Origin of the sequence: Tistrella sp. (assembly GCF_002684955.1) — a bacterium.
GTDB classification, from domain to species: Bacteria; Pseudomonadota; Alphaproteobacteria; order Tistrellales; family Tistrellaceae; genus Tistrella; species Tistrella mobilis.
The window spans coordinates 1-15279 of sequence record NZ_NYWI01000016.1; the positions used below are offsets into that span (position 1 = coordinate 1).

Here is a 15279-nt window from a genome sequence, read left to right on the forward strand (position 1 = left end):
CCTCGTCGCCGTCTACGCCGTCGCCAAGGCTCGAAAACCCTTCGTGCCAAAGCTCGCCGACTGAAAAAAGCGCTTGCTCAGCGTGACGGTATCTCATGCGACCGGCTCTGCCATGTCGATCCCGGTCTCGCTGCGGGCCAGGGCGCCGCGCAGAATGCCGGCGACCTCGGCGATGCGTGCGCGGTCACCGGGCTTGTGATCCCAGCTCATCGGCATGCCGTCGTCGATGCTGCGCGGCAGCACGTGCATGTGAAGGTGAAAGACCGTCTGCCCGGCGCCGCGGCCATTCGCCTGGAAGAGGTTGATGCCATCCGGGCGGAGTTCCGACTGGACCACTGCCGCGATCCGCTTCGCCGTCACCACGACCCGCTGGAGATCCTCCGGATCGATCGCATGCAGATTTTCCGCATGGCGGCGGGGGATCACCAGGACATGACCATCGGCAATGGGGTTCACGTCCATGAAGGCGACCACGTGTTCATCCTCGTGGATGATTTCGGACGGCAGCTCGTGGGTGGCGATCATGCAGAACGGGCATTTGCTCATCGGCGGGCTCCTCCCGGACGTAGCGGCGCGGGTATGGACGGAAGCGGCATGTCGTCCTGGTTGCGCAGCCTCTCTGTTCATAATGATAAGAAGGGAATATGATAAGATAAAATGGATAATTTGGATGGTCAGGATAAATTTTTTGGATGGAGGGGCTGATGAAGATTCAGCAGCTTCGCTATGTCGTGGCGGTCGCGGATGCCGGGTCGGTGACCGAGGCAGCCCGCAGGCTGAACGTCTCGCAGCCGGCGCTCTCGGCCGGATTGTCGGCGCTTGAAGCCGATCTCGGAGGCGCGATCTTCGATCGGCGGCGAGGTGCGATGCGCCTCACGCAGCTCGGCGTACGCTTCCATCGCCGGGCGGTGTCGATCCTCCGAGAGTGCGACGTGGCCCGGATGGAGTTCCGGCGGGGCCTGGAGCGCAGCACGATCGCGGTCGGCGTGCTGCCGACCATCGCCATGCCCCTGGTGCTGGATTTCACCCGACGCTTCTCCATTGCCGAGCCCCGGATGGAGATGACCTTGCGCGAAGGGGCGGAGCGCACGCTGATGGACTGGCTCGCTCACGGGCGGATCGATGCGGCCCTTACCATCTCAGATCAGGTCGGCGCGGATGCCTGGATCCCGCTGGAGGGCGACCCTCTGGCACTGGTGTGTTCCTGCGATCATCCTTTCGCCCGACGGGGCAGCGTGCGACTGGCCGATCTGGACGGGGTGAACTTCATCTTGCGGGCGCATTGCGAGCGGGGGCGCGAAGCGCACGAGATCCTGGAGATCCGGGGGGTCAGGCTGAGACTGGTTCTGCGCACCGATCAGGACCAGCGGGCGCTCGCGGCGGTCCGGGCCGGGCTCGGCGTGACGATTGCCCCCCGCAGCCTGGTCGGCCGCGACACTGCTTTCGTCCCGATCGAGGATCTGGGACTGGCTCGCACCGTAGGGTTGCATCTGGGGCCCTCCATTGATCCGGAGCTTGCCGCGATGCTGACCGGCATTCTGAAAGCCGCAAATGGTGATTTCGCAGATGCGGGAGAGGTGGCGCCGCTGCGGCATCATAATTAACCGAGAAGAAGTTAATCGTCATTTTTGCGGCGCAAAACAAGCTGTTTTGCAGCGGCCTGCGCTTGTGTTCGAGCCGTGTGGCGTCTAGGTTCAACGCCACATGGACGCAGCCGGCTTCAATGCCGTCGCAGCGCCACCTTCGGGGAGAACAGCATGGCGACCACACGCCGCAAGGCTTCCGGCCAGCAGAGCAACGCGCTCGCGCCCGAGAACAGCACCATCGAACAGCTGGTCCGCTATTATCGCGAAATGCTGCTGATCCGGCGCTTCGAGGAGAAGGCCGGCCAGATGTACGGCATGGGCCTGATCGGCGGCTTCTGCCACCTCTATATCGGCCAGGAAGCCGTCGTGATCGGCATGCAGGGCAGCCTGGTCGACGGCGACAGCGTCGTCACCAGCTACCGCGACCACGGCCATATGCTCGCCTGCGGCATGGAAGCCCGTGGCGTGATGGCCGAACTCACCGGCCGCCGCGACGGATATTCGCGCGGCAAGGGCGGCTCGATGCATATGTTCTCGGTCGAGAAGGGCTTTTTCGGCGGCCATGGCATCGTGGCGGCCCAGGTGCCGATCGGCACCGGCCTCGGCTTCGCCCATAAGTACAAGGAAGACGGCAAGGTCGCCGTCACCTATCTGGGCGACGGCGCAGTCAATCAGGGCCAGGTGTACGAGAGCTTCAACATGGCCAGCCTCTGGCACCTGCCGGTGGTCTATGTCATCGAGAACAATCTCTACGGCATGGGCACCTCGGTGGCGCGCGCCAGCGCCGTGACCGAACTTTACCGCCGCGGCGAGAGCTTCGGCATTCCGGGTTTTGCGGTCGACGGCATGGACGTGCGGACCGTGCGCGGTGCGGCCGAATTCGCCGTCGAGCATGCCCGCAGCGGCAAGGGTCCGATCCTGCTGGAGATGAAGACCTATCGCTTCCGCGGCCATTCGATGTCCGATCCGGCCAAGTACCGGTCCAAGGACGAACTGAACCGCATGAAGGCCGAGCGCGACCCGATCGAGCTGGTCAAGAAGCTGCTGATCGACAGCGGCGAATGGGACGAGGCGAAGCTCAAGGGCATCGACCGGGAGATCAAGGACATCGTCGTCGACGCCGCCGATTTCGCCCAGGAGAACCCCGAGCCCGATCCGTCGGAGCTGTGGACGGACGTGCTGGTCGAGAGCTGATCGAGGCTCTGCCGGCTCAAGGTTTTCACAGGAGACCGGGGCAGGGCGCGTCGGCGCCGCTCCGGTGACGGATTTCAGAGAGAAACGGGTCCATACATGCCGAAGATCACGGTACGCGAGGCGCTGCGCGACGCCATGGCCGAAGAGATGCGCCGGGACGGCGACGTCTTCGTGATGGGCGAAGAGGTCGCCGAATACCAGGGCGCCTACAAGGTCACCCAGGGTCTGCTCGACGAATTCGGGGCAAAGCGGGTGGTCGACACCCCGATCACCGAACACGGCTTTACCGGCCTTGCCGTCGGCGCCGCCATGCGCGGCCTGAAGCCTATCGTCGAATTCATGACCTTCAATTTCGCCATGCAGGCGATCGATCAGATCATCAACTCTGCCGCCAAGACCAATTACATGTCCGGCGGCCAGATGCGCTGCCCGATCGTGTTCCGCGGCCCCAACGGTGCGGCGGCGCGCGTGGCGGCCCAGCACAGCCAGGACTATGCCAGCTGGTATGCCCATGTCCCCGGGCTGATCGTCATTGCGCCCTGGTCGGCGGCGGATGCCAAGGGCCTGCTGAAGGCCGCCATCCGCAATCCGAACCCGGTCATCTTCCTTGAGAACGAGATCCTCTACGGTCAGAGCTTCGAGGTGCCGGACGACGACGACCATGTGGTCGAGATCGGCAAGGCCGCGATCGTGCGCGAGGGGCGGGACGTGACCATCACCGCCTGGTCGATCAATGTCGGCAAGGCGCTGGAAGCCGCGGACAAGCTGGCGGAAGAGGGGATTGAGGCCGAGGTCGTCGACCTGCGCACCATCCGCCCGCTCGACGTCGACACCATCGTCGCTTCGGTGAAGAAGACCAATCGCCTGGTGACGGTCGAGGAAGGCTGGCCGACGGCCGGCATGGGCGCCGAGCAGGCCGCGCTGATGATGGAGCATGCCTTCGATCATCTGGATGCGCCGGTGATCCGGGTCTGCGGCAAGGATGTGCCGCTGCCCTATGCCGCCAATCTCGAGAAGCTGGCCCTGCCCCAGCCCGACGACATCGTCGAGGCCGCCAAGCGCGCCGTCGGCTACGAATTCTGAGCCGGCATCGCCGGACCCCATCGAGAATCCGAGGACCGAACATGGCTCAGACCATCCTGATGCCGGCCCTGTCGCCGACCATGACCGAAGGCACGCTTGCCAAGTGGCTGGTGTCGGCAGGCGACAAGATCGAAAGCGGGCAGGTGATCGCCGAAATCGAGACCGACAAGGCCACCATGGAGGTGGAAGCGGTCGACGAAGGCGTGCTGGCCGAGATCCTGGTGCCGGAAGGCACCGAGAATGTGGCCGTGAACACGCCGATCGCCGTGCTCAAAGAAGAGGGTGACGACGATGCGGCGGTGGCGGAAGCTGCCGCCGGTGCTGGCGCGACTGCGCCCGCCGCCAAGGCCGAAGAGGTCGAGGCCGAAGGTGACGATGCGGGCGAGGCGGAGGCGGAAGCAGCAGCAGCACCCGCTCCCAAGACGTCGGTGAAGCCGGCGGCCGATGGCGAGGGCGGCCGGATCAAGGCAAGCCCGCTCGCCCGCCGCATCGCATCCGAAGTCGGTCTGGATCTTTCGGGCCTCGAGGGCACCGGTCCGCATGGCCGGATCGTGAAGGCCGATGTCGAGGCGGCGATCGCGTCGGGTGTGAAGCCTGCCGAGGCATCGAAAGCCCCGGGCCGCAGCGACGCAGCTCCGGCCGCCGAGGCGCCCAAGGCGACCCCGGCGTCGGCCCAGCAGACCGGTGGCGGTTACAGCGTGGCGGCGATCTCGGCCGCGGCTTCCGCCCAGACCCGCGATCTGGTCGACAAGCTGGGCATGCCGTACGAGGCCGAGGCCAATAACGGCATGCGCAAGACCATCGCCCGCCGCCTGCTCGACGCCAAGCAGACCGTGCCGCATTTCTACCTGACGGTGGACTGCGTCATCGACCGGCTGCTGGCGGTGCGCAAGGAGCTGAACGAGCGTGCCGGCGACGGCGTGAAGATCAGCGTCAATGATTTCGTGGTGCGGGCCAGCGCCCTGTCGCTGCGCAAGGTGCCGGCGGCCAATGCCGCCTGGACCGACGAGGCGGTGCTGCGCTTCAAGGATGTCGATGTTTCGGTGGCCGTTGCGATCGACGGCGGGCTGATCACCCCGATCATCCGCAAGGCCGATACCAAGGGTCTGGCCGCGATTTCGTCGGAGATGCGCGACCTCGCCACCCGTGCCCGCGACGGCAAGCTGAAGCCCGAGGAGTATCAGGGCGGGACCTTCTCGGTCTCGAACCTCGGCATGTACGGGATCAGGGAGTTCTCGGCGATCATCAACCCGCCGCAGTCGGCGATCCTGGCCGCCGGTGCCGCCGAGCAGCGGCCGGTGGTGAAGGATGGTGCGCTGGCGATCGCGACGGTGATGACGGTTACACTCTCCTGCGACCACCGGGTGGTGGACGGCGCCGTCGGCGCCCAGTTCCTGGCCGCCTTCAAGAAGCTGATCGAGGACCCGCTGTCGATGCTGCTCTGAGCGGCATCCCGCGGTTCATCCTTCGAGACACACACGAGACGGACGGGAGACCCATCCCATGCCGATCAAGGTTCTGATGCCGGCGCTGTCGCCGACCATGACCGAAGGCACCCTGGCCCGCTGGCTGGTCAAGGAAGGTGACACGATCGAAAGCGGTCAGGTGATCGCCGAGATCGAGACTGACAAGGCCACCATGGAGGTCGAGGCGGCGGACGAGGGCGTGCTGGCGAAGATCGTGGTACCGGAAGGCACCGAGAACGTCGCGGTCAATGCCCTGATTGCGGTCCTCGCCGATGAAGGCGAGGATCCGGCCGAGGCGGCAAAGGCCGCTGCCGGCGGTGCCGAGGCGCCGAAGGAAGCCCCCAAGGCTGCCGAGGCCGCGAAGAAGCCCGAATCCCCGAAGAAGCCCGAGGCTCCGAAGAAGGCCGAGGCGCCCAAGGCCGAAGCGAAGAAGCCGGCGCCGAAGACGGCCTCGGGGCCGAAGAGCGGCGACGACTATGACGTGATTGTGATCGGCGGCGGCCCCGGCGGCTATGTCGCGGCGATCCGCGCCGGCCAGCTGGGCCTGCGCACGCTGGTGGTCGAGGAAAAGCACCTGGGTGGCATTTGCCTGAACTGGGGCTGCATCCCGACCAAGGCGCTGCTGCGGGCGGCCGAGGTGTGGACCCTGGTCAACCATGCCCGGGAATTCGGCATCACGGTCGAGAAGCCGAGCTTCGATCTGTCCGCGATCGTCAAGCGCAGCCGCGACGTGGCCAAGACCCTGTCGCAGGGCGTGGCGCATCTGCTGAAGAAGAACAAGGTCGAGGTTGCCGACGGCCGCGGCCGTCTGAACGGCCCGGGCAAGGTTGTGATCGAGGGCGCGAAGGGCAAGCGCAGCGTCACTGCCGATCACATCATTCTGGCGACCGGTGCCCGTGCCCGCGTGGTCAAGGGGCTGGAGCCGGATGGCGAGCGGGTCTGGACCTATCGCGAAGCCATGGTGCCCGAGAGCCTGCCCAAGTCGCTGCTGGTGGTCGGCTCCGGCGCGATCGGCATCGAATTCGCGAGCTTCTATCGCGCGCTCGGCGTCGAGGTGACCGTGGTCGAACTGCTCGACCGCATCCTGCCGGTCGAGGATGCCGAGATTTCGGGCCTCGCCCGCAAGGCCTTCGAAAAGCAGGGGATGAAGATCCTCACCGGCACCCAGGTCAAGGCGCTCGACAAGGGCAGGGACGGGGTGACCGCAACGCTCGAAGACGGCAAGGGCAAGACGCAGAGCCTGAAGGTCGACCGCGTTATCGTGGCGATCGGCATCGTCGGCAACACCGAGGATCTGGGGCTGGAGACGACGAAGGTGAAGGTCGAGAAGGGCCAGATCCAGGTCGGTCCGTATCTCGAAACCGACGAGCCGGGCATCTATGCGATCGGCGACGTGGCCGGCGCACCCTGGCTGGCTCACAAGGCCTCGCATGAAGGCGTGATCTGCGTCGAGGCCTTCGCCGGTGTCGAACATGTCCACCCGATGACCCGCGAGAACATTCCGGGCTGCACCTATGCCACCCCGCAGGTGGCATCGGTCGGCATGACGGAGGCCAAGGCGAAAGAGGCCGGCTACGACGTCAAGGTCGGCCGCTTCCCCTATCGGGGCAATGGCAAGGCCCTGGCGCTGGGGGAACCCGAGGGGCTGGTCAAGACGGTGTTCGATGCGAAGACCGGCGAGCTGCTGGGTGCCCATATGATCGGTGCCGAGGTGACCGAGTTGATCCAGGGCTACACGGTCGCCAAGACCATGGAAGGCACCGAGCTCGACCTGATGCACACCATCTTCCCGCATCCGACCCTGTCCGAGATGATGCACGAGTCCGTGCTTGACGCCTTCGGACGGGCCATCCATTTCTAACCCGAAATACCCTCAGCGCCCTGCGACAGGCACGCCTGTGGCGCGGTCGACTGTGGTATGCTCGACCAAAGGCCCGGCTCCCGATCACCGGTCGGGGCCGGGCCTCAACCCATCCAGGCCGGGGGACATCGCACGTGGCCGTGATCATCCATCCCGTCGAGACGGCGCCAGCCAGCACCACGCCAGCCCAGCGTCAGCGCAAGCCCGACTGGATTCGCGTCAAGGCGCCGACCTCGCCACAGGTGGCGGAAATGCGCCAGCGCATGCGGCGCCTCAACCTCTTCACCGTCTGCGAAGAGGCTGCCTGCCCGAATATCGGCGAGTGCTGGACCCAGAAGCACGCCACCGTGATGATCCTGGGCGATATCTGCACCCGCGCCTGCCGGTTCTGCAATGTCGCGACCGGCATGCCCCGCGCGGTCGATCCGGACGAGCCCGCACATCTGGCGGAAGCGGTGGCCGAGATGGGGCTGGCGCATGTGGTGGTGACCTCGGTTGATCGCGACGATCTCGACGATGGCGGCGCCGGCCAGTTCGTTCAGGTGATCCGCCGTATCCGCGAGATGTCGCCCGAGACCACCATCGAGGTGCTTACCCCCGATTTCCAGCGCAAGAAGGGCGCGCTCGAGGCGGTGGCCGAGGCGCGGCCGGACGTGTTCAACCACAATCTGGAAACCGTGCCGCGGCTCTATGCCGATGTCCGGCCGGGGGCGCGCTATTTCCACTCGCTCAAGATCCTGTCGATGGTGAAGGATGTCGACCCCTCGATCTTCACCAAGTCGGGCATCATGGTCGGCCTGGGTGAGACCAAGGGCGAGGTTCATCAGGTGATGAACGATCTGCGCGCCGCGGATGTCGACTTCATGACCATCGGCCAGTATCTGCAGCCGACGCCCAAACATCTGCCGGTCGACCGCTTCGTCACGCCCGAGGAGTTCCAGTCCTATGCGACCATGGGGCGGGCCAAGGGTTTCCTGCTGGTGTCGTCCAGCCCGCTGACCCGCTCGTCGCATCATGCCGACAAGGACTTCGCACAGCTGAAGGCCGCACGCGAGGCGCAGCTTGCAGCGGGTACCGCTCAGACCGTATAGAGAGACGGTCCGCCACGGCACCGTGGCAGCAGCCCCCGTATCGCGCGGGGGGAGCTGCCCGGCTGCCGTCTGCCCGACGATTCTCGCCAACGGGAGTTAGCGTTCGACGATGCCGTCCTTCAGCGAAAAGCGCGTACTGCCCTACGCGCCCGACCAGCTTTTCGACCTCGTTGCCGCCGTCGACCGCTATCCGGAATTCCTCCCCTGGTGCATCGCCTCACGCATCCGCACGCGTGAGAGCTTCACCGATGCCGAGGGGCACAAGCGCGAGCGCATGGAGGCCGATCTGGTGATCGGCTTCAAGATGATCCGCGAGCGTTTCACCTCGAAGGTCGAACTCCTGCGCCCGCATGAGGTGCTGGTGACCGACGTGACCGGGCCGTTCGAACATCTGCGCAATCGCTGGTGTTTCGAGCCGCACCCCGAAGGCTGCCTGGTCGATTTCGAAGTCGATTTCAAGTTCCGCTCGCGCCTGCTCGACAATGTGATGGGCGCGCTGTTCGGCGAGGCTACCCGGCGCATGGTCAAGGCTTTCGAGGCCCGGGCCGCCGATCTTTATGGCCGCGAGCCTCTGCATCGCGGTCAGGCGCCACGGCCCGCCGAGCCGTGATCCCGGCCCTTCCTCCCCCCGCTTCCCTTCCTTCGTCACCGACTTCTCGATTTTTCGATGTGACATCGCGATCCGGGATGTCACAGGATGTCCGGGGTGGACGTCTTTCCGGCAGCGTCTCCCTGTCGAAGGACGATCCGATGACCGACATCGCCACGCCGCCTCCGGGTTTCAGCCGCTGCCGCTCCGGCGGTTTTGCCGTGACCGGCCTTGCTGCCATCGTCTCGAATGACGATCCGGACGCGATCGGCGCCCTGTGGGGGCGCTGGTTTGCGGAGCGGCCGCTGGAGGGGCAGCCCTGCGCCGATGCTGCGACCTATGCCGTCTATGATCGGTATCAGGGCGACCACAGCGCCCCTTTCCGGCTGACCATCGGCCGGGTTCTGGTGCCCGGTCTGCCGGTGCCGGACGGGCTGATCCGGGTCGATCTGGCCACGGCCGATTTTCTGGTGCTGCGGACCGCCGGCCGGCAGCCGGCGGCGCTGGCCGCAGGCTGGGCCAGGATCTGGCAAACCCTGCCGGACCGTGCCTTTCGGGCCGATTTCGACAGATGGCCGGATGCCGAGCCGGACCGGGCGGACATTCATGTGGAGCTGCGCGCATGAGCCTGACCACAAGCGCCATGCCGGGAACCTCCGCAGCCCGGACCGATGCCTTTCTCGCCCATGCACCGGCGGCCTGGGCGCAGGCCTACCGGCTGACCGGCAGTTCGGCCGACGCCGATGATGTGATACAGGATGCCTGGCTGCGCTGGCAGCGGGCGGAAGCCGGCGCCGAGGCCGGCCGGCCGCGTGAACCGCGGGCTTTTCTGCTGTCGGTGGCGACCCGGCTTGCACTTGACCGCCTGCGCAGCCGCCGGCGTGCCCGGACCGGCTATCCCGGCCCCTGGCTGCCGGAGCCGCTGGTGTCCGACATCGTGGCGCCCGAGGCGGGCCTCACTGAGACGACCGAGACCCTGTCGCTGGCGTTGCTCCGGCTGATGGAGCGGGTGCCGCCATCGGAACGCGCCGCCCTGCTTCTGGTCGAGGTGGCGGAGATGGAGGCCAACGAGGCGGCCGATGCGCTCGGCATCACCCCCGTGGCATTGCGTCAGCGGCTGTCGCGCGCCCGGCGCCGCCTGGCGGCCGCCCGGGCGGAGCTGCCGGCGGCGGCAGATCCGCTGCTCGACCGCAGCCCCGGCAGCGGCAGCGCCGATCCCGAGGCGGCGCGTGCGCTTGCTGAAGCGGTTCTGAAAGCGGTGGCAAGCGGCGACGAGGTCATGCTCCGGCGCCTGCTCGCCCCTGAGATCGTGCTGGAGAGCGATGGCGGGGGCAAGGCGGCGGCGGCGCTCAACCCCATCCGCGGCATCGACAAGGTGGTGCGGTTCCTGATCTCGATCACCCGCAAGCACCCGGCGCAGAGCGTGCGCCTCGCCCTGGTCAACGGCGCACCCGGCTTCATTCAGGATTTTCCCGACGGCAGCATGAGCGTCAGCGCGCTCGTCCCCGACGGGCAGGGGCGGGTGGGCGCCATTCTTACGATGCGCAATCCCGACAAACTCGGCGCCGTCCGCCGTCTGCTGGACGGGCGCGGCTGACCACCCGTCCGGGGTCCGGCCGGGGGTCAGTCCGCCAGGGCGTCGAGCAGCATGTCGAGCGCCACCGCGACGCTCTGCGCCCGCACGGCCTGACGGTCGCCCGGGAAGGCATGCCGGCGATGGGTGACGGTGCCGCCGCGCCGCGCGCAGGCGAGATAGACCAATCCCACGGGCTTGGTGGGCGTGGCGCCGCCGGGGCCGGCAATGCCGGTGATCGACACGGCAAGATCGGCGCGCGACCGGGCAATGCCGCCGGTCGCCATCGCTTCGGCGACCGGCCGGCTCACCGCGCCTTCAGCCTCGATCAAGGCTGCCGGAACGCCGACCATCTCGGTCTTGGCCTCGTTGGAATAGGTCACGAAGCCGCGATCGACCACATCCGAAGAGCCGGCGACGGCGGTGAGCGTGCCGGCAACCAACCCGCCGGTGCAGCTTTCGACCGTGGCGATCTTCAGGCCGCGGCCCCGTGCCCGGGACAGAACAAGCTCTGCGGTCTCGATCAGGCTGTCAGTGAGCATAGGCAGGTGCTCCGGCGTGCGATCAAAGGGCAATGCCGGCCAAGTCGAGGCCGGAGGCCAAAGCGACGAGCAACAGAATGGCGTAGACCCCGGCGATCAGGTCGTCGAGGATCACGCCCAGCGCGCCGCGGACATGGCGGTCGGCCCATCCTACCGGAAAGGGTTTGGCGATGTCGAAGGCACGGAAAGCGATGAAGGCCGCAAGCCACCAGTGCCAGTCGCCGAGCCGCCCGAGAGGGGCCAGTGCTGCCAGCGTAATCCAGAGGCCGGCCAGTTCGTCGATGACCACGCGTCCGGGGTCGTGGACCCCGTCATGAGCGGTGACCAGGCGGATGGCCCACCAGCCGGCGATGACCGCAAGCAGGGCACCGATCAGCAGCGCCGGGGCACCGCCCGCCCAGGCGACCGGGATGCCGATGGCCAGGGCGGCGACGGTGCCGACGGTGCCGGGTGCGCGCGGGGCGTTGCCGCTGCCGAGCACGGTCGCGATCAGCTCTGCCGGATGATGGGCCGGCAGATGCTCGCGATGGCGGCGGGGGCTCAAACCACCGGCTCCGGAGCGGAGAGATCGGGGAGCAGCACCGTGGCGGTCGCCATGGCCGCCAGTCCCTCGCGGCGGCCCGTGAAGCCCAGCTGCTCGGTGGTGGTGGCCTTGACCCCGATCCGTGCGGGCGGCAGTCCGGTCAATTCGGCAAGGCGGCGGCGCATCGCCTCGCGATGAGGACCGACCTTCGGTCGCTCGCCGATGATGGTCACGTCACAATGCACCAGCCGGCCGCCCATCGCGCCCATCAGGGCCAGGGCGTGGATCAGGAACCGGTCGGACGAAGCACCGCGCCAGCGGGCATCCGTCGGCGGAAAATGCCGGCCGATATCATCGGCGGCGATGGCGCCCAGCACCGCATCGGTCAACGCATGCAGGGCGACATCCGCATCGGAATGCCCGGACAGCCCCTGATCATGCGGCACAGGGACACCGCAGAGCCAGACATGGTCGCCGGGGGCGAAAGCGTGGACATCGAAGCCGCTGCCGGTGGCCGGGAGCAGGGGGGCCGTCTGACCGCGCCGCGCCAGCAACTGCCGGGCCCTGTCCATATCCGCGGTCGTGGTGATCTTGAAGGCGGCTTCGTCGCCGTCGACCAGCCGGACGGCATGGCCGGCCGCCTCCATCACGGCCGCATCATCGGTCAGCGCGTAGGGCAGCGTGTATCCGGCCGCGGCGCGATGAGCCGCAAGCAGCAGGTCGAGCCGTGCCCCTTGAGGGGTTTGCGCCCGCCAGAGGCCGTCGCGCGACACGGTCCCGGCGACCGTCATCGCCTCGCCCCGCTTCAGCGTGTCGGTGACGGCGAGGGCCGGCAGGGCTGCCGGCGCGTCACCCAGAGCATTCAGGACCCTGTCGATCATCCCGGCCGGCAGGAAGGGGCGGGCGGCGTCGTGAACCAGCACGAAATCGATGTCACCACGCGCCGCCAGTGCTTCCAGGCCGAGGCGCACCGAATCCTGTCGCTCCGCGCCGCCGATGACCGGCGGCGCCACCTCCAGCCCTGCCAACGCCCGGTCGTGCAGGTCCCGGTCATCCGGGCCGATGACGACCTGGACCAGATCGATCCGCGGGTGGGCAAGAAAGGCTGCAGCGGCATGGGCGAGCAGGGCACGACCCCCAAGGGCCTGATACTGCTTGGGAACACCGCCGCCGAACCGCCGGCCGCGTCCGGCCGCGACGATGAGTGCCGCCGCGCGGCCAGGCGGCGGAGCGTCGCCGACGGGATCGTCGGATGGCTGCGGCCGGGTCGGGGTCATCTGGCGCATCTCCTGGTCGGGCAGGGCGGGGTGGGGCTTCGAAACACCGCAGTGTTCTTCGATACCGGGGTCGGCCGATGGTTGCAAGCGCGGCCGACGCTTGCACCGCGCGGGCCGGCTCAATACACTTCGCCTAAACTTTATGCACTCAGCTCGGGCAATTGCCCAGCCCATGATCAGGAACCCGATGATCGATCGGCTTTTCTCACCCGACAGAGCTGCACCTCCGGTGCTGCTGGCACCCATGGCCGGTGTGACCGACCGTCCGTTTCGGACGATGGTGCGGCGCTTCGGCGTGTCGGCGACGGTGTCCGAGATGATCGCCGGCGGCACCCTGGTCGAGGGGTGCCGCCGCACCCTGTCGATGATCGACCTGGCGGGTGAGCCGGGGCCGGTCGCGGTCCAGCTGGCGGGGCGCGACCCCGAGGTGATGGCCGAGGCGGCGGAGAAGGCTGTCGAGGCGGGGGCGGCCTGGATCGATATCAACATGGGCTGTCCGGCAAAGAAGGTGACCAGTGGCGCCTGCGGCGCCGCATTGATGCGCGAACCCGACCGTGCCGAGGCCATCGTTCGGGCCGTGATCCATGCGGCCGGCTCGGTGCCCGTCACGGTCAAGATGCGGCTGGGCTGGGCCGAAGGTGAACTCTCGGCGCCCGATCTGGCTGCACGGCTTGAACAGATCGGCGTCGCGATGATCACCGTGCACGGCCGAACGCGCGCCCAGCTCTACAAAGGCGCGGCCGATCCGGCGGGCATCGCGGCAGTGCGGCGGCGGGTTCGCGTGCCCCTGATCGCCAATGGCGACGTTGCAAGCCCTGCCGATGCGCGGCGGCTTCTGGACCGGACCGGTGCGGACGGGGTGATGATCGGACGCGCCACCATGGGGCGGCCCTGGCTGCCGGCGCTGGTGATGGCAGGTCTGGCGGGGCGTAGCGTCGCCATGCCGGACATGGCCGCCATCTGGGCGCTTGCCCGGGCGCATTACGATCTGGCACTCGACCACTATGGCGAGGCCCATGGCCGCCGGGTGGTGCGCAAGCATCTCGACGCCTATGCGACCGTTGCCGGCGCTGGCCGGGCGATACGCGACCATCTTGTCCGTGCCGAGCAGCCGGACGACGTACGTGCCGTGCTCGATCGCCTTGCGCTGGGCGATCTTCCGGCAGATTTCGGAGTGGCCGCATGAGTGATCCCATCCTCCGGCACCCCGATCTTCTTAACCACGATGCCCCCGATCCCGAGGATCCCGTCCGTGATGTGGACGGGACCGCGGACGACGGCCCCTCCACGCCCGCGGACGGGGGCCAGGACCCCGTCGGCAGCCCCCGCCAGCGCATGTGGAAAGGTCTGGCCCAGACCATGGCTCTGACCAGCTTCGGCCGGAAACGCCGGCCCTCCAAATCGTCCGTCCCGGGCGATGCGATTCTCGACGCCCTGCCGCACCCGGTTCTGGTGGTGGCCAATGACGACCGGATCCTCTATGGCAATCCGGCCGCGGAGCAGTTTTTCGGCACCGGCATCTCGGTGCTGATCGGCTCGGCGCTGACCGAGTTCATCCGCTATGACAGCCCGTTGATGGACATCATCCGCAAGTGCTTCCTGCATGGCGGATCCAGCCTGAACGAATACGACATCGTGATCGACGGGCCGCGGACCGGCAGCCGGCTGGTGGATGCGCAGGTGGCCCCGCTGCCTGATCAGGGTGCCCCCGCGGTGCTGCTGTCGCTGATCGAGCGGTCGATGGCCCATAAGATCGACCGGCAACTGACCCATCGGGGCGCCGCCCGATCGATCACCGGCATGGCCATGGCGCTGGCCCACGAGATCAAGAACCCGCTTTCGGGCATCCGCGGTGCCGCACAGCTGCTGGAGTACAATGTCGCCGAGGGCGACCGCATGCTCACCCAGCTGATCTGCAAGGAGGCCGACCGGATCGTGAACCTGATCGGCCGGATGGAGCAGTTTTCCGACGGCCGACCGATCGAGCGGGAGCCGGTGAACATCCATGTGGTGCTGGAACATGTCCGCCGCCTGGCCCAGAACGGCTTTGCTTCCCATGTCCGGTTCATCGAGCAGTACGACCCCTCGCTGCCGCCGGTCTACGGCCATCACGACATGCTGGTGCAGATCTTCCTGAACCTGGTGAAGAACGCCGCCGAAGCCGTTCCGGAAGAGGGCGGAGAAATCACGCTCACCACCGCCTTCCAGCATGGTCTGCGTGTCCAGGTGCCGGGCAGCCGTGACCGGCTGGACCTGCCGCTGGTGGTGACGGTCCAGGATAACGGCCAGGGCGTGCCCGAGGATATCCGGGCCAATCTGTTCGACCCTTTCGTGACCACCAAACCCTCGGGTACCGGCCTCGGCCTGTCGCTGGTCGCCAAGGCGGTCAACGATCATGGCGGGGTGATCGAGGTCGACAGTCGCCCCCGGCGCACCGTGTTCAAGGTGATGCTGCCCATGTACAACCCCAAGGCCTGAAGGAACGACGGACGCG

14 protein-coding genes and 2 pseudogenes are annotated in these 15279 nt (G+C 67.4%); 12 read left to right on the forward strand and 4 right to left on the reverse strand.

All coding sequences use genetic code 11. The features are described 5' to 3' along the window. Nucleotides 1-93: 93 nt before the first annotated feature. Complete coding sequence (locus CMO28_RS03965) at nt 94-546, reverse strand: HIT family protein (RefSeq protein WP_296709942.1); 453 nt, start codon at nt 544-546, stop codon at nt 94-96. Nucleotides 547-704: 158 nt separating this feature from the next. Between CMO28_RS03965 and CMO28_RS03970 the strand changes: the two genes are divergently transcribed. From CMO28_RS03970 to CMO28_RS04015, 10 genes and pseudogenes are all read left to right on the forward strand, one after another. Next, nucleotides 705-1604 carry a LysR family transcriptional regulator gene (locus CMO28_RS03970; RefSeq protein WP_296709944.1) on the forward strand — a complete coding sequence of 300 codons (900 nt, stop codon included), beginning with the start codon at nt 705-707 and terminating at the stop codon, nt 1602-1604. A gap of 153 nt (nt 1605-1757) precedes the next feature. Next, nucleotides 1758-2780 (forward strand): pyruvate dehydrogenase (acetyl-transferring) E1 component subunit alpha, encoded by a 1023-nt coding sequence (pdhA, locus tag CMO28_RS03975; protein WP_062764896.1) that lies wholly within the window; start codon nt 1758-1760, stop codon nt 2778-2780. An 87-nt stretch (nt 2781-2867) separates the two neighbouring features. After that, nucleotides 2868-3863: pseudogene (locus tag CMO28_RS03980) on the forward strand (pyruvate dehydrogenase complex E1 component subunit beta); the annotation flags it as partial. A 41-nt stretch (nt 3864-3904) separates the two neighbouring features. Beyond that, a complete protein-coding gene (locus tag CMO28_RS03985; protein WP_296709954.1) occupies nt 3905-5308 on the forward strand; it encodes a pyruvate dehydrogenase complex dihydrolipoamide acetyltransferase in 1404 nt (467 codons plus the stop codon). A gap of 76 nt (nt 5309-5384) precedes the next feature. Further along, a pseudogene (locus CMO28_RS29885) lies at nt 5385-5585 on the forward strand (biotin/lipoyl-containing protein); the annotation flags it as partial. Nucleotides 5586-5810: 225 nt separating this feature from the next. Then, the gene (gene lpdA, locus CMO28_RS03995; protein WP_041605769.1) at nt 5811-7190 is read left to right on the forward strand and encodes a dihydrolipoyl dehydrogenase; all 1380 of its coding nucleotides are present in this window, start codon (nt 5811-5813) and stop codon (nt 7188-7190) included. Between the two features lie 134 nt (nt 7191-7324). Beyond that, nucleotides 7325-8281 carry a lipoyl synthase gene (gene lipA, locus CMO28_RS04000; RefSeq protein WP_062767731.1) on the forward strand — a complete coding sequence of 319 codons (957 nt, stop codon included), beginning with the start codon at nt 7325-7327 and terminating at the stop codon, nt 8279-8281. Nucleotides 8282-8390: 109 nt separating this feature from the next. Beyond that, the gene (locus CMO28_RS04005) at nt 8391-8891 is read left to right on the forward strand and encodes a type II toxin-antitoxin system RatA family toxin (RefSeq protein WP_014745229.1); all 501 of its coding nucleotides are present in this window, start codon (nt 8391-8393) and stop codon (nt 8889-8891) included. 140 nt (nt 8892-9031) lie between these two features. Further along, the gene (locus CMO28_RS04010; RefSeq protein WP_296709966.1) at nt 9032-9496 is read left to right on the forward strand and encodes a GyrI-like domain-containing protein; all 465 of its coding nucleotides are present in this window, start codon (nt 9032-9034) and stop codon (nt 9494-9496) included. Beyond that, nucleotides 9493-10467, forward strand: a complete 975-nt coding sequence (locus CMO28_RS04015) for a sigma-70 family RNA polymerase sigma factor (RefSeq protein WP_296709969.1) — start codon at nt 9493-9495, stop codon at nt 10465-10467. The genes CMO28_RS04010 and CMO28_RS04015 overlap by 4 nt, the downstream gene beginning before the upstream one ends. 26 nt (nt 10468-10493) lie before the next feature. On the opposite strand, the gene CMO28_RS04020 is transcribed toward CMO28_RS04015, so the two are convergent. The 3 genes from CMO28_RS04020 to CMO28_RS04030 are packed head-to-tail and all read right to left on the reverse strand — an operon-like array spanning nt 10494 to nt 12785. Continuing rightward, nucleotides 10494-10985, reverse strand: a complete 492-nt coding sequence (locus CMO28_RS04020) for a CinA family protein (RefSeq protein WP_296709972.1) — start codon at nt 10983-10985, stop codon at nt 10494-10496. A gap of 22 nt (nt 10986-11007) precedes the next feature. After that, entirely contained in the window at nt 11008-11529 is a 522-nt protein-coding gene (locus CMO28_RS04025) for a phosphatidylglycerophosphatase A (RefSeq protein ID WP_296709975.1), read from the reverse strand. After that, nucleotides 11526-12785 carry a bifunctional 2-C-methyl-D-erythritol 4-phosphate cytidylyltransferase/2-C-methyl-D-erythritol 2,4-cyclodiphosphate synthase gene (locus CMO28_RS04030; protein WP_296709978.1) on the reverse strand — a complete coding sequence of 420 codons (1260 nt, stop codon included), beginning with the start codon at nt 12783-12785 and terminating at the stop codon, nt 11526-11528. Before CMO28_RS04030 ends, CMO28_RS04025 begins: the two co-directional genes overlap by 4 nt. A gap of 187 nt (nt 12786-12972) precedes the next feature. Between CMO28_RS04030 and dusB the strand changes: the two genes are divergently transcribed. Further along, a complete protein-coding gene (gene dusB, locus CMO28_RS04035) occupies nt 12973-13971 on the forward strand; it encodes a tRNA dihydrouridine synthase DusB (RefSeq protein WP_296709980.1) in 999 nt (332 codons plus the stop codon). After that, nucleotides 13968-15263, forward strand: coding sequence for a two-component system sensor histidine kinase NtrB (locus tag CMO28_RS04040; protein WP_296709983.1), 1296 nt, complete (start codon nt 13968-13970; stop codon nt 15261-15263). The genes dusB and CMO28_RS04040 overlap by 4 nt, the downstream gene beginning before the upstream one ends. Nucleotides 15264-15279 lie beyond the last annotated feature (16 nt).

Excerpts from the sequence above, each read along its gene's own strand:
- CMO28_RS03965 (WP_296709942.1), bottom strand. The coding sequence starts at position 546 with ATGAGCAAATGCCCGTTCTGCATGATCGCCACCCACGAGCTGCCGTCC.
- CMO28_RS03970 (WP_296709944.1), top strand. The coding sequence starts at position 705 with ATGAAGATTCAGCAGCTTCGCTATGTCGTGGCGGTCGCGGATGCCGGG.
- pdhA (WP_062764896.1), top strand. The coding sequence starts at position 1,758 with ATGGCGACCACACGCCGCAAGGCTTCCGGCCAGCAGAGCAACGCGCTC.
- CMO28_RS03985 (WP_296709954.1), top strand. The coding sequence starts at position 3,905 with ATGGCTCAGACCATCCTGATGCCGGCCCTGTCGCCGACCATGACCGAA.
- CMO28_RS04005 (WP_014745229.1), top strand. The coding sequence starts at position 8,391 with ATGCCGTCCTTCAGCGAAAAGCGCGTACTGCCCTACGCGCCCGACCAG.
- CMO28_RS04010 (WP_296709966.1), top strand. The coding sequence starts at position 9,032 with ATGACCGACATCGCCACGCCGCCTCCGGGTTTCAGCCGCTGCCGCTCC.
- CMO28_RS04015 (WP_296709969.1), top strand. The coding sequence starts at position 9,493 with ATGAGCCTGACCACAAGCGCCATGCCGGGAACCTCCGCAGCCCGGACC.
- CMO28_RS04020 (WP_296709972.1), bottom strand. The coding sequence starts at position 10,985 with ATGCTCACTGACAGCCTGATCGAGACCGCAGAGCTTGTTCTGTCCCGG.
- CMO28_RS04030 (WP_296709978.1), bottom strand. The coding sequence starts at position 12,785 with ATGACCCCGACCCGGCCGCAGCCATCCGACGATCCCGTCGGCGACGCT.
- dusB (WP_296709980.1), top strand. The coding sequence starts at position 12,973 with ATGATCGATCGGCTTTTCTCACCCGACAGAGCTGCACCTCCGGTGCTG.
- CMO28_RS04040 (WP_296709983.1), top strand. The coding sequence starts at position 13,968 with ATGAGTGATCCCATCCTCCGGCACCCCGATCTTCTTAACCACGATGCC.